The organism is Streptococcus sp. V919, assembly GCF_054353475.1.
Genome location: NZ_JBTHHY010000002.1, coordinates 217014 through 229825 on the forward strand (window position 1 = coordinate 217014; position 12812 = coordinate 229825).

Genomic DNA, 12812 nt, shown 5'->3' on the forward strand with positions numbered 1-12812 from the left:
ATGTATAAAGTACTATTAGTTGACGATGAGTACATGATTACAGAAGGGCTTAAGCGTTTGATTCCTTTTGAAAAATGGGATATGGAAGTCGTCGCGACGGCTAATCATGCTGATGACGCTCTGGACTATGTTCGTGAGCACCCTGTAGATGTCGTCATTTCTGATGTCAACATGCCCGACAAGACAGGTCTTGAAATGATTGGAGAGATGAAGGAATTGTTGCCAGATGCATACTATATCCTTCTCTCTGGTTACCAAGAATTTGACTATGTCAAAAAAGCTATGAACCTCAATGTTGTAGACTATCTTGTCAAACCAGTTGATAAGGTTGAGCTGGAGCATTTACTTGAGAAAATCATCGGTCAGCTTCGTGAGAAAGTGCATGAACCAGAAATGTTAAGCCAAAAGTTAGACGACGAAGCATTTAAAGCACACCTATCTCAAAAAGAAAACTGGTGGATTGGACTTTCCCAGAAAAAACAAGGGGATTTTGTCATTCCTTACTACGTCCTAGGTCAAGACTGGCAGATTGTTCTTGCAAATCAGAAATTCGATGGTTTACTCGTTCTGCCTTTTGAGGCACCTTATCAGGTAAACTTTGAAAAATGGAAGTTTGACGTTGAAAAAGCACTTTTTATGGAACTGTTAATCTGGATCAGTCCGAGAGTCTCTTTTCTTATTATGAACCCATCTATCGGGTGATTATTCAGGGCAATCTTCAACAGATTATCGAGGAGTTGAATTTGCTTGAGAAGATTGTCTTAGAAAACACACCGAGGGTATCCATCACCAAGCAACTCTTTACTCAGTTTGTTATGGATGTCTTCCATCTCTTCGAGCATCTGAAAGCAGATGATATGACAGATATCGTCAAGAATATTCATGCCATCACAAACTTTGAAGACTTAGTGTCTTATACAAAAGAAACCTTGACTTCCTTCTTTGGCCAATACCGCATGAATGAAAATGTCGTCAGTGTACTCGAAGTCATTGGTAGAGACTATAAAAAAGAGCTGTCTCTCAAGGATATCAGCAAGGACCTCTTTATCAACCCAGTATATTTGGGTCAGTTAATCAAGAAGGAAACCAATTCAACCTTTGCGGAACTTCTCAATAAGCAACGCATCAAGGCTGCCCAACAACTCTTGCTATCTACAAACGATAGTATTGAGGATATCTGCTATACAGTTGGGTATAGTAATGTAGGCTACTTCTACAAGGTTTTTCGAAAACTATGTGGAAAGTCTCCTAAGGCCTACCGTAAGCAGATTGATGTAACCCTCTAACTTTTGTTATCCATTTTAAAATATGCTATAATAAATTTAAAAATATGAGGAGGTTGCTTTTATGAAAAAGAAACCAATTTATCTATGGATTTTATTAGTCTTATCAGCGATTAATTCAGCCTTGGCAGTAGTTGGAATATTCACTCCAGTACCTAGTAAGGACGCCCTTCGTGCTAGCCAAGAAAATGTTGGGACACTTAGTGCTCAACAAATAGAAGATGCTGTTAACTATGCCCACCAAGTGTCAGAGTCATCTCACTCTATTTTTAACACGATACTCATTATTTTATCTGCTATCCTAGTTGTAGTAGCCTTTGTTTTCTTAATTCGTAAGAACCTGCAGTTGGCAAACTACACTTATGTTGGATATGCCTTGTTAGCTATTGTTGGACTAGTCCATGACAATATGAATTTACAAGATGCTATGCAATTGATTAAAGATGACACCCTACGTTTAGGAATGGAAGTCATGTCAAAAGTAACCACTATCATATTCATAGTCATCAATGTTATCTTTTTGGGAATCGTCTTTTATAAAATATGGCGTCAGCAAAAAGAACTAACAGAATCTCAAGAGGAAGAACTCGCCTAAGAGTTGACAAAGGATAACTATCAAGATACAATCTTGGTAGTTATTTTTTTGGATTCGAGAAAGAGGGAGGAAAAGATGAAAAAAATTTCCTTAGTTTATATCAGTCTGAGCGGGAACACGGAGAGTTTTGTGACACGTTTGAAAGCTTATTTGTTGGAGCAGTATGCGAATATTGATGTGGAAAAAATTCATATTAAAGACTTGGTCAAGGAAGGAGAAGATTTCTTTGAGATGACCAATCCATATGTGGCTTTTCTACCGACTTACCTAGAAGGTGGCAATGGCGTTGACAATGGAGATGTGGAAATCTTGACCACTCCAGTAGGTGACTTTATTGCTTATGGTGACAATGCTAGCAAGTGTTTTGGTGTCGTAGGATCTGGGAATCGTAACTTCAACAACCAATACTGTCTAACTGCAAAACAATACAGTCAACGCTTTGGTTTTCCAGTCCTGGCTGACTTTGAGATGCGCGGCATGCTAGGAGATATCAAAAAGGTTGCAGGGATTATTGCAGACTTGTATGAATTAGAAGCTTTATAAGAGGCTAGATTTTCTGAGGAAGAGTTTTATTCTATGGATAAAGGATTTACTTCAAAGGGGACAATCGAAATGAGTAAACTACAGAAATCATTTTTAAAGTATATAAAACGCAAACCAAGCTTCAAGGATATTATGCTATGCAGTGCTTTGCTACTATTAGCGATTGCTCTGCTACTGTTCTCTGAGAAAATTTTTGATGAAGATGCAGCACCATTTGGAACCATGGTATCCTTAGGGATTGTTATCCTGGTAGAAATCTTAGCTGTCAGAAGAAATAAATAAAAAGACTCGAGAAATGGTATCTCGAGTTTTTCTTATTTGCGAATTTCGTCAACGATTTCTTTTGAAATGGGAATTCCTAAACGGTAACCTTTGTTAATGTAGTCAATGACATCATTGATGTTTTCTATCGTTTGGATTTTCTCTTTGATAGTTGCACGAAAAGCTTGATCTTTCAATAGTTGGTTCTGAAGCAGTCTTTGAAGTTTCTCTTTTTCATATTTATTGACAAGAAAGAGAAAAAGAAGACTGATAACAACTAGAATATAAGCATACTGGCTCATAAAAATTCTCCCTAAGTGATAAAGAAGTAGGTGGTAAGATAAAAGTAAATTTTTTTATTTTTCGAGTGATAGTACTGTAAGCGCCTAGCTACTTGTTATTAATTAGTGAAGCGTTTAGGCAAGTCGCCTCATTTACGACGTCGTGGCCCCTAAATCGATTATATTTAGGGGCCATGACTAGTGAGGCAGTTAGCTAGTCCGCATAAAAGCGGCTAGTGTCCAACAATTAGGAACCTTTAGTTCCAATTGTTGGTACTGAATCACATCTTCTCTGGCGCCTCTACACCCAACAGACGAAGGGCTTCTTTAAGGACAACTGCTGTTGCATAGCTGAGAGCTAGGCGACTGTCACGTTCTGGGCTTTCATCTAAGATACGAGTGTGGGCATAGTATTTGTTAAAGGCTTGAGCTAAGCTGATTGCAAATTTAGCGATGATAGACGGCTCATAGTTATCAGCTGCACGTTTAATAATACGTGGGAAGTCTTGGATTAGCTTGATGATTTCCCAGCTTTCAGCATCGTTCAAGCTATAGTTGGCACCTGCTTCAGGTTTGAAATCAGCTTTACGCAAGATTGATTGGATACGAGCGTAGGCATATTGAACATAAGGGCCAGTCTCCCCTTCAAAGGATACCATGGCTTCGAGGTCGAAGTCGTAGCCATTTGTACGGTCAGTTTTAAGGTCATAGAATTTAATAGCCCCAACTCCAACAGCGTGGGCAACCTGGTCTTTGTTTTCAAGTTCAGGATTTTTAGCTTCGATCTGCGCTTTTGCACGGCTGATGGCTTCTGCAACAGTTGGCTCTAACAAGATAACATTCCCTTTACGAGTAGAAAGTTTCTTTCCTTCTTTTGTTACCAAACCAAACGGAACATGGACAATGTCTTGGCTCCAATCGTAACCCATTTCTTGTAGTACTGCCTTGAGCTGTTTGAAGTGAGCAGATTGCTCTTGGCCGACAACATAGATAGATTTGGCAAATTGGTACTCGTTTTTGCGATAAAGGGCAGCGGCTAAGTCACGTGTGATGTAGAGAGTTGCACCGTCAGATTTCTTGATAAGAGCTGGGTGTTCAATTCCATATTTTTCAAGATTCACAACTTGGGCACCTTCTGATTTGACCAATAGTCCTTTTTCAGCGAGGATATCTACAACTGCATCCATTTTATCGTTGTAGAAGGCTTCTCCGTTGTAGCTATCGAATTCAACTTGTAACTCATTGTAAAGACGGTTAAATTCCACCAAGCTTTCATCGCGGAACCATTGCCAAAGAGCAAGAGCTTCCTCATCGCCGTTTTCAAGTTTGCGGAACCATTCACGTGCTTCGTCATCCAAGCTTGGATCGTTCTCAGCTTCAGCATTGATACGGACGTAGAGCTTGAGAAGTTCATCGATTGGATGAGCTTTGACGGCTTCTTCGTTACCCCATTTCTTGTAGGCGACAATCAGCATCCCAAACTGTTTCCCCCAGTCTCCCAAGTGGTTAACCTTGACAGTTTGATAGCCGATTTTTTGGAAGATGTTTGACAAGCTGTCACCGATAACAGTTGAACGAAGGTGACCGATTGAAAATGGTTTAGCGATATTAGGGCTAGACATATCGATAACGACATTTTCTTGGTTACCAATCTTCTGATCAGCGTAGTGATTTTTTTCAGTGATGACGTCCTGTAACACTTGACCAGAAATCGCTGCCTTATCTAAGAAAAAGTTGACGTAAGGTCCTGTTGCTACAACCTTTTCAAAAGCTTGACTATTGATCTTTTCAGCGATGTCAGTAGCAATCATTTGGGGAGCTTTGCGTTCAACCTTTGCTAATGAAAAGGCAGGGAAGGCGATGTCTCCCATATCTGAGTTTTTAGGTGTTTCTAGTAAATTTAAAATAGCCTCTTGGTCCAGGCTATCAATGACGCTAGCCAACTCGCTAGCAATCAATTCTTTTGTATTCATTTAGGGCTCCTTTAGGGCTTTTCTACTATTTTAACACAATTTACTACATTTTTTTGGAAAGAAGAGAATTTTTTTGAAATATCCAGTTTTTTTGATATAATGTTCTTACTAAAAAAATGTAAAATGTTATAAATATGCACTCGAGAGGAACATATGAGAAAAAGAGAACGTCATCAGCTTATTAAGCGAATGATTACAGAAGAAAAATTAGGCACTCAAAAAGAAATCCAGGATCGTTTGGAAGCTTGTAATGTCTTTGTGACACAGACAACTTTATCTCGTGATTTGCGAGAGCTTGGCTTAACCAAAGTTAAGAAAAACGATGTTGTCTATTATGTATTAGCAAATGAGACAGAAAAGATTGATTTGGTCGAATTTTTGTCACATCACTTAGAAGGTGTTGCAAGAGCTGAATTCACCTTGGTGCTCCATACAAAACTTGGAGAAGCATCTGTCTTAGCTAATGTAGTAGATTCAAATAAAGATGTATGGATTTTAGGAACGGTTGCAGGAGCGAATACCTTGTTGGTTATCTGTAAAGATCAACATGCAGCTAAAGTTATGGAAGAACGCCTACTAGAGCTAATGGAAGATAGATAAGGTCTTGAGAGCTTCTCTCAGGACTGTTTTTACAAGGAGAGAATGAATGGCTACTGAAAAATTATCACCGGGTATGCAACAGTATGTGGATATCAAAAAGCAATATCCAGATGCTTTTTTGCTTTTTCGTATGGGTGATTTTTATGAGTTATTTTATGAGGATGCAGTCAATGCTGCCCAGATACTAGAAATCTCATTGACCAGTCGTAATAAAAATGCTGAAAATCCTATTCCCATGGCTGGTGTTCCTTACCACTCTGCCCAACAATATATCGATGTTCTAGTGGAGCGTGGCTACAAGGTTGCTATAGCTGAACAGATGGAAGACCCTAAACAGGCTGTTGGTGTGGTCAAGCGTGAGGTCGTTCAGGTTATAACACCAGGAACGGTTGTTGATAGTAGTAAGCCAGATAGTCAAAATAACTTTTTGGTAGCTATTGATTGTGAAGGTTCCCGGTATGGGCTAGCCTATATGGACCTAGTAACAGGTGATTTCTATGTAACGGAATTATCAGATTTTTCTCTAGTCTGTGGTGAAATCCGCAATCTCAAAGCGAGAGAAGTGGTGATTGGTTATGACTTGCCTGAAGTAGAAGAGCAGATTCTCAGTCGTCAAATGAATCTAGTTCTTTCCTACGAACAGGGAACTTATGAAGACCTACATCTGTTAGATTCTCAATTGGCATCTGTGGAAGAAGCAGCTAGCAGTAAACTCCTCCAATATGTTCATCGGACTCAGATGAGAGAGTTGAATCACTTAAAACCTGTTATCCGCTATGAAATCAAGGATTTCTTGCAGATGGATTATGCGACCAAAGCCAGTCTGGATCTGGTTGAAAATGCTCGCTCAGGTAAGAAACAAGGCAGTCTTTTCTGGTTGTTAGATGAAACCAAGACTGCCATGGGGATGCGTCTTCTACGTTCTTGGATTCAACGTCCTTTGATTGATAAGGAACGTATCCTTGAACGTCAGGAAGTTGTACAAGTCTTTCTGGATTATTTCTTTGAACGCAGTGATTTAACAGAAAGCCTCAAGGGAGTCTACGATATCGAGCGTCTGGCTAGTCGTGTATCTTTTGGGAAAAGCAATCCTAAAGACCTCTTGCAACTAGCGACTACCTTGGGAAGTGTTCCAAGGATTCGCGCCATTTTAGAGGGAATGGAGCAACCAGCTCTAGCTTATCTGATTGAACAACTAGATGCTATTCCTGAGTTGGAAAATCTCATTAGTGCAGCTATTGCTCCTGAGGCTCCTCACGTGATTACCGAAGGTGGTATTATTCGAACTGGCTTTGACGAGACCTTGGACAAATACCGTCGTGTTCTCAGAGAAGGAACTAGTTGGATTGCTGAGATTGAGGCCAAGGAAAGAGAAAATTCTGGTATCCATACGCTCAAGATTGATTACAATAAAAAGGACGGCTACTATTTCCATGTGACCAATTCGCAGCTAGGTAATGTTCCAGCCCACTTTTTCCGCAAGGCTACGCTGAAAAACTCTGAGCGTTTTGGAACAGAGGAGTTGGCGCGTATCGAGGGTGAAATGCTAGAGGCGCGTGAGAAATCGGCTAATCTTGAATATGAAATTTTTATGCGTATTCGTGAGGAGGTTGGCAAGTATATCCAACGCCTACAGGCTCTGGCTCAAGGAATTGCGACTGTCGATGTCTTGCAAGGCTTGGCTGTAGTTGCAGAAAAGCAACACCTGATTCGACCAGAGTTTGGGGAAGAGTCTAGAATTGCTATCCAAAATGGTCGTCACGCAGTTGTTGAAAAGGTCATGGGAGCTCAGACCTATATTCCCAATAGTATTCAGATGGATGAAGATGCTAGCATTCAACTAATTACAGGACCTAACATGAGCGGTAAGTCAACTTATATGCGCCAGTTAGCGATAACAGTAATTATGGCCCAGATGGGATCTTATGTCCCTGCAGAAAGTGCTCGTTTGCCAATCTTTGATGCAATTTTTACCCGTATCGGTGCAGCGGATGATTTGGTTTCAGGCCAATCTACCTTTATGGTAGAGATGATGGAAGCTAATAATGCCATTAGTCATGCGACAGAGGATTCATTGATTCTCTTTGATGAGCTTGGTCGTGGAACCGCAACTTATGATGGTATGGCTCTAGCCCAGTCTATTATCGAGTACATTCATGAGCATATTGGAGCCAAGACTCTCTTTGCGACGCACTACCATGAATTAACCAGCTTGGAGGCTAGTCTTGAACATCTAGTTAATGTTCACGTGGCCACGCTAGAGCAAAACGGTCAGGTTACCTTCCTTCATAAGATTGAACCGGGACCAGCTGATAAATCGTACGGTATTCACGTTGCTAAGATTGCAGGTTTGCCAGCAGACTTACTAGCAAGAGCGGATGCGATTTTAACTCAACTAGAAAGCCAAGGTCAGGAAAGTCCAATTCCTACCAAACAAAATACTGTCAATGAACAGATGTCACTATTTGATGAAAAAGAAGAAAATCCAATCCTGACAGAATTGGCGAATATTGATGTTTACAATATAACGCCTATGCAAGCCATGAATCTCTTGTTAGAGCTGAAGCAAAAATTATAAGTCAAAACCCACTCAGTCCTGTGAGTGGGTTTTTAGCTATTATTTTTTATGAGCCAATAGTTGATTGATGTCTGCAACTTTTTTAGATTCTCTCTTGTAGAGAACAATCCAGATGATGAGGTAGACGATTGCAAACTCTGGGATGAGCTGAAGGATGAAAGTCCAGTGAAGCGGGAACCAACCAGCTAAGATTGCTAGAGGGACGAAACCTAGCAACATAAGGAAGAAGTGAGTGACAGTAGCTCGAAGGAGACTCCAGTCTTGGGCAAAGAGACGACCGCCAAAACTAAAGAGGACTCCAATTGCTGCCCAAATAAGCAGACAGTAAAGTAGGACGAGTGACCCATGAACCTGATGTTGGGTCATGAATTGACCGATCAAAGAGTTGGGGCTGAGAGGTGCGTAGTTACTTGGTGAGTGGATAAACGAAAAGATAATAGATAGGATGAGGCCGATGAGGATACCAGTTGTGGCATCGTGAAATACTTGTTTTTTCATAGTTCTAATTTCTCCTTAATAGCTTTGAGGTAACGGCGAGATGAGTAGGTAAAACTGTCGTTTTTGAGATAAATTTCAATCAAGCCGTTAGAGGTTAGTTTAAGATGACTGATAGCATCAATGTTGACAATTTCCGATTGGGAAATTTGGATAAAGGAAGCAGGTAAAATTTCAACTGCTTGGTAGAGACGAATGTCGAGTGCATAGGTTCGATTACCCGTTTCAGCTATCACTTTACGGTTTTCAATGTAAATCCGTTGAATCTTTTGAATTTCGATAAGAAAAACCTGATCTTGAAATTTTCCTTTAAGAGTTTCTTTTTGATCCAGCGATTGAACAAAGTCTTTAACTTTTTGAACTCTTGGAGACAAGGTTGGTGCCTCTATGATGATTTGTTCTTCGGCATATTGTTTATCAATGTCAAGTCTGACTTTCATAATTTCTCCTTTATCAAGTTGTAATAGAGATCTCTTACTTACAAATCTATTAAACACCATTTTCTAGACAATTACAAGGTGATTTGACTATATGGTCGGATACAGAGTCTATGTGGTTTGTAATAAAACAAAGATAAAGGAAGTCGAAAAATAAGAAGAAATGTATTGACAAAAATAGAAAAAACGTGGTACAATGTTAGACGGTACTTTTTACTTTTGGTCTCTCAAGAGTGTACAGGGACGTGCTGACAAATGTTGCAAAAGTACACACAGATGATAGCTGTCACCAAGTGTATCATCACCAAAAATAAAAAAACACAGGAGAATGTAGATGCCTACAATTAACCAATTGGTTCGCAAACCGCGTAAATCAAAAGTAGAAAAATCTAAATCACCAGCTTTGAACGTTGGTTACAACAGTCATAAAAAAGTTCAAACAAACGTTTCTTCACCACAAAAACGTGGTGTTGCAACTCGTGTTGGAACTATGACACCTAAAAAACCTAACTCTGCCCTTCGTAAATTTGCTCGTGTACGTTTGAGCAACCTTATCGAAGTTACTGCCTACATCCCAGGTATCGGACACAACTTGCAAGAGCACAGCGTGGTGCTTCTTCGCGGTGGACGTGTAAAAGACCTTCCAGGGGTACGTTACCATATCGTCCGTGGTGCACTTGATACTGCAGGTGTTAACGATCGTAAACAAGGCCGTTCTAAATACGGTACTAAACGTCCAAAAGCATAAGGAAAGGGGATAAAGAGAAATGAGTCGTAAAAATAGAGCTCCAAAACGTGACGTATTGCCAGATCCGCTTTACAATTCACAATTAGTTACTCGTCTTATCAACCGCGTTATGCTTGATGGTAAACGTGGTACAGCTGCTTCAATCGTTTACGGTGCTTTTGAGCAAATCAAAGAAGCTACTGGTAACGATGCACTTGAAGTATTTGAAACAGCTATGGAAAACATCATGCCTGTACTTGAAGTACGTGCACGTCGTGTTGGTGGATCAAACTACCAAGTCCCAGTTGAAGTTCGTCCAGAACGTCGTACAACACTTGGACTTCGTTGGTTGGTAACAATCGCTCGTCTTCGTGGTGAACACACAATGCAAGACCGTCTTGCAAAAGAAATCTTGGATGCTGCTAACAACACTGGTGCAGCAGTTAAGAAACGTGAAGACACTCACCGTATGGCTGAAGCTAACCGTGCCTTCGCACACTTCCGTTGGTAATATAGAATGCGAAAGCGTTAAGAAAGTTCCAGAGAAAATAGGGAATCGAAGCAGGCTGCGATTGCAACCAATGAGATTCATCTTTTTCTCCAGACTTTTAGCTTGAGCTCAACTAAACCATGATGCTAGGAACGGCAAGGATGCAAAGTGAAAATAGGAAACTGACGCAGTATTCGACGAATACAAGGAAGTTTATCTTTTTCACACAGCATCCCGTTCCGGCTCAAATCGGCTAACTAACTTTAGCTCAAGTTCAACTCAACTTATCTACAAGTTGAAACCAACTAAACAAGATAAACACTGAGAACGGGTGGGTCCTGCCTATCCGTTTTTATTAAAATCGTGTTATAATAGAATAGAAATTAAAATAAATAGGAGAAACAAACCTCATGGCACGCGAATTTTCACTTGAAAAAACTCGTAATATCGGTATCATGGCTCACGTCGATGCTGGTAAAACAACTACAACTGAGCGTATCCTTTACTACACTGGTAAAATTCACAAAATCGGTGAAACTCACGAAGGTGCGTCACAAATGGACTGGATGGAGCAAGAGCAAGAACGTGGTATCACTATCACATCTGCTGCGACAACAGCTCAATGGAACAACCACCGCGTAAACATCATCGACACACCAGGACACGTGGACTTCACAATCGAAGTACAACGTTCTCTTCGTGTATTGGACGGTGCGGTTACAGTTCTTGACTCACAATCAGGTGTTGAGCCTCAAACTGAAACAGTTTGGCGTCAAGCAACTGAGTACGGAGTTCCACGTATCGTATTTGCCAACAAAATGGACAAAATCGGTGCTGACTTCCTTTACTCAGTAAGCACACTTCACGATCGTCTTCAAGCAAATGCACACCCAATTCAATTGCCAATCGGATCTGAAGATGACTTCCGTGGTATCATCGACTTGATCAAGATGAAGGCTGAAATCTATACTAACGACCTTGGTACAGATATCCTTGAAGAAGATATTCCAGCTGAATACCTTGACCAAGCTCAAGAATACCGTGAAAAATTGGTTGAAGCAGTTGCTGAAACTGATGAAGAATTGATGATGAAATACCTTGAAGGTGAAGAAATCACTAACGAAGAATTGAAAGCTGCTATCCGTAAAGCAACTATCAACGTTGAATTCTTCCCAGTATTGTGTGGTTCTGCCTTCAAGAACAAAGGGGTTCAATTGATGCTTGATGCGGTTATCGACTACCTTCCAAGCCCACTTGATATCCCAGCAATCAAAGGTATCAACCCAGACACAGATGAAGAAGAAACTCGTCCAGCATCTGACGAAGAGCCATTCGCAGCTCTTGCCTTCAAGATCATGACTGACCCATTCGTAGGTCGTTTGACATTCTTCCGTGTTTACTCAGGTGTTCTTCAATCAGGTTCTTACGTATTGAACACTTCTAAAGGTAAACGTGAACGTATCGGACGTATCCTTCAAATGCACGCTAACAGCCGTCAAGAAATCGACACTGTTTACTCAGGTGATATCGCTGCTGCCGTTGGTTTGAAAGATACTACAACTGGTGACTCATTGACAGATGAAAAAGCGAAAATCATCCTTGAGTCAATCAACGTTCCAGAACCAGTTATCCAATTGATGGTTGAGCCAAAATCTAAAGCAGACCAAGACAAGATGGGTATCGCCCTTCAAAAATTGGCTGAAGAAGATCCAACATTCCGCGTTGAAACAAACGTTGAAACTGGTGAAACAGTTATCTCTGGTATGGGTGAGCTTCACCTTGACGTCCTTGTTGACCGTATGCGTCGTGAGTTCAAAGTTGAAGCGAACGTAGGTGCTCCTCAAGTATCTTACCGTGAAACATTCCGCGCTCCTACTCAAGCACGTGGATTCTTCAAACGTCAGTCTGGTGGTAAAGGTCAATTCGGTGATGTATGGATTGAATTTACTCCAAACGAAGAAGGTAAAGGATTCGAATTCGAAAACGCAATCGTCGGTGGTGTGGTTCCTCGTGAATTTATCCCAGCGGTTGAAAAAGGTTTGGTAGAATCTATGGCTAACGGTGTTCTTGCTGGTTACCCAATGGTTGACGTTAAAGCTAAGCTTTACGATGGTTCATACCACGATGTCGACTCATCTGAAACTGCCTTCAAGATCGCTGCATCTCTTGCACTTAAAGAAGCTGCTAAGACTGCACAACCAGCTATCCTTGAACCAATGATGCTTGTAACAATCACTGTTCCAGAAGAAAACCTTGGTGATGTTATGGGTCACGTAACTGCTCGTCGTGGACGTGTAGATGGTATGGAAGCACACGGTAACAGCCAAATCGTTCGTGCTTACGTTCCACTTGCTGAAATGTTCGGTTACGCAACAGTTCTTCGTTCTGCATCACAAGGACGTGGTACATTCATGATGGTATTCGACCACTACGAAGATGTACCTAAGTCAGTACAAGAAGAAATCATTAAGAAAAACAAAGGTGAAGATTAATTCACCGTCACACTAAAAAGAAGTCACTTTGTGGCTTCTTTTTCTGTTTGGTAGAAA

12 protein-coding genes and 1 pseudogene are annotated in these 12812 nt (G+C 40.8%); 9 read left to right on the forward strand and 4 right to left on the reverse strand.

Annotation, left to right across the window (positions count from 1 at the left end):
• The 4 genes and pseudogenes from ACXYSK_RS07165 (at position 1) to ACXYSK_RS07180 (ending at position 2703) form a co-directional block, all read left to right on the forward strand.
• Positions 1-1286: pseudogene (locus tag ACXYSK_RS07165) on the forward strand (response regulator transcription factor).
• Between the two features lie 61 nt (positions 1287-1347).
• Complete coding sequence (locus tag ACXYSK_RS07170) at positions 1348-1878, forward strand: ABC transporter permease (RefSeq protein WP_074324515.1); 531 nt, start codon at positions 1348-1350, stop codon at positions 1876-1878.
• Positions 1879-1953: 75 nt separating this feature from the next.
• Positions 1954-2421, forward strand: coding sequence for a class Ib ribonucleoside-diphosphate reductase assembly flavoprotein NrdI (gene nrdI / locus ACXYSK_RS07175; RefSeq protein WP_006154931.1), 468 nt, complete (start codon positions 1954-1956; stop codon positions 2419-2421).
• 69 nt (positions 2422-2490) lie between these two features.
• Positions 2491-2703, forward strand: a complete 213-nt coding sequence (locus tag ACXYSK_RS07180; RefSeq protein WP_414268022.1) for a hypothetical protein — start codon at positions 2491-2493, stop codon at positions 2701-2703.
• 32 nt (positions 2704-2735) lie between these two features.
• On the opposite strand, the gene ACXYSK_RS07185 is transcribed toward ACXYSK_RS07180, so the two are convergent.
• Both ACXYSK_RS07185 and argS read right to left on the reverse strand, forming a co-directional pair.
• Positions 2736-2984, reverse strand: a complete 249-nt coding sequence (locus tag ACXYSK_RS07185) for a MarR family transcriptional regulator (RefSeq protein ID WP_178894531.1) — start codon at positions 2982-2984, stop codon at positions 2736-2738.
• Positions 2985-3244: 260 nt separating this feature from the next.
• Positions 3245-4936, reverse strand: coding sequence for an arginine--tRNA ligase (argS, locus tag ACXYSK_RS07190; RefSeq protein WP_458625545.1), 1692 nt, complete (start codon positions 4934-4936; stop codon positions 3245-3247).
• Positions 4937-5089: 153 nt separating this feature from the next.
• On the opposite strand from argS, the gene argR reads away from it, so the two are divergent.
• Complete coding sequence (gene argR / locus ACXYSK_RS07195; RefSeq protein WP_006151308.1) at positions 5090-5536, forward strand: arginine repressor; 447 nt, start codon at positions 5090-5092, stop codon at positions 5534-5536.
• A gap of 46 nt (positions 5537-5582) precedes the next feature.
• Positions 5583-8114, forward strand: a complete 2532-nt coding sequence (gene mutS / locus ACXYSK_RS07200) for a DNA mismatch repair protein MutS (protein ID WP_458625546.1) — start codon at positions 5583-5585, stop codon at positions 8112-8114.
• A 39-nt stretch (positions 8115-8153) separates the two neighbouring features.
• Here the strand turns inward: mutS and ACXYSK_RS07205 are convergent, their stop codons facing one another.
• Together ACXYSK_RS07205 and ACXYSK_RS07210 are read right to left on the reverse strand one after the other, a co-directional pair.
• Positions 8154-8612, reverse strand: a complete 459-nt coding sequence (locus ACXYSK_RS07205) for a DUF3021 domain-containing protein (RefSeq protein WP_045613409.1) — start codon at positions 8610-8612, stop codon at positions 8154-8156.
• The gene (locus ACXYSK_RS07210; protein ID WP_458625547.1) at positions 8609-9049 is read right to left on the reverse strand and encodes a LytTR family DNA-binding domain-containing protein; all 441 of its coding nucleotides are present in this window, start codon (positions 9047-9049) and stop codon (positions 8609-8611) included. The genes ACXYSK_RS07205 and ACXYSK_RS07210 overlap by 4 nt, the downstream gene beginning before the upstream one ends.
• A gap of 331 nt (positions 9050-9380) precedes the next feature.
• On the opposite strand from ACXYSK_RS07210, the gene rpsL reads away from it, so the two are divergent.
• From rpsL to fusA, 3 genes are all read left to right on the forward strand, one after another.
• Positions 9381-9794 (forward strand): 30S ribosomal protein S12, encoded by a 414-nt coding sequence (rpsL, locus tag ACXYSK_RS07215; protein ID WP_001142332.1) that lies wholly within the window; start codon positions 9381-9383, stop codon positions 9792-9794.
• Between the two features lie 19 nt (positions 9795-9813).
• A complete protein-coding gene (rpsG, locus tag ACXYSK_RS07220; protein ID WP_000087873.1) occupies positions 9814-10284 on the forward strand; it encodes a 30S ribosomal protein S7 in 471 nt (156 codons plus the stop codon).
• 389 nt (positions 10285-10673) lie between these two features.
• A complete protein-coding gene (gene fusA, locus ACXYSK_RS07225) occupies positions 10674-12755 on the forward strand; it encodes an elongation factor G (RefSeq protein ID WP_254726732.1) in 2082 nt (693 codons plus the stop codon).
• Positions 12756-12812 lie beyond the last annotated feature (57 nt).

Excerpts from the sequence above, each read along its gene's own strand:
- ACXYSK_RS07170 (WP_074324515.1), top strand. The coding sequence starts at position 1,348 with ATGAAAAAGAAACCAATTTATCTATGGATTTTATTAGTCTTATCAGCG.
- nrdI (WP_006154931.1), top strand. The coding sequence starts at position 1,954 with ATGAAAAAAATTTCCTTAGTTTATATCAGTCTGAGCGGGAACACGGAG.
- ACXYSK_RS07180 (WP_414268022.1), top strand. The coding sequence starts at position 2,491 with ATGAGTAAACTACAGAAATCATTTTTAAAGTATATAAAACGCAAACCA.
- ACXYSK_RS07185 (WP_178894531.1), bottom strand. The coding sequence starts at position 2,984 with ATGAGCCAGTATGCTTATATTCTAGTTGTTATCAGTCTTCTTTTTCTC.
- argS (WP_458625545.1), bottom strand. The coding sequence starts at position 4,936 with ATGAATACAAAAGAATTGATTGCTAGCGAGTTGGCTAGCGTCATTGAT.
- argR (WP_006151308.1), top strand. The coding sequence starts at position 5,090 with ATGAGAAAAAGAGAACGTCATCAGCTTATTAAGCGAATGATTACAGAA.
- mutS (WP_458625546.1), top strand. The coding sequence starts at position 5,583 with ATGGCTACTGAAAAATTATCACCGGGTATGCAACAGTATGTGGATATC.
- ACXYSK_RS07205 (WP_045613409.1), bottom strand. The coding sequence starts at position 8,612 with ATGAAAAAACAAGTATTTCACGATGCCACAACTGGTATCCTCATCGGC.
- ACXYSK_RS07210 (WP_458625547.1), bottom strand. The coding sequence starts at position 9,049 with ATGAAAGTCAGACTTGACATTGATAAACAATATGCCGAAGAACAAATC.
- rpsL (WP_001142332.1), top strand. The coding sequence starts at position 9,381 with ATGCCTACAATTAACCAATTGGTTCGCAAACCGCGTAAATCAAAAGTA.
- rpsG (WP_000087873.1), top strand. The coding sequence starts at position 9,814 with ATGAGTCGTAAAAATAGAGCTCCAAAACGTGACGTATTGCCAGATCCG.
- fusA (WP_254726732.1), top strand. The coding sequence starts at position 10,674 with ATGGCACGCGAATTTTCACTTGAAAAAACTCGTAATATCGGTATCATG.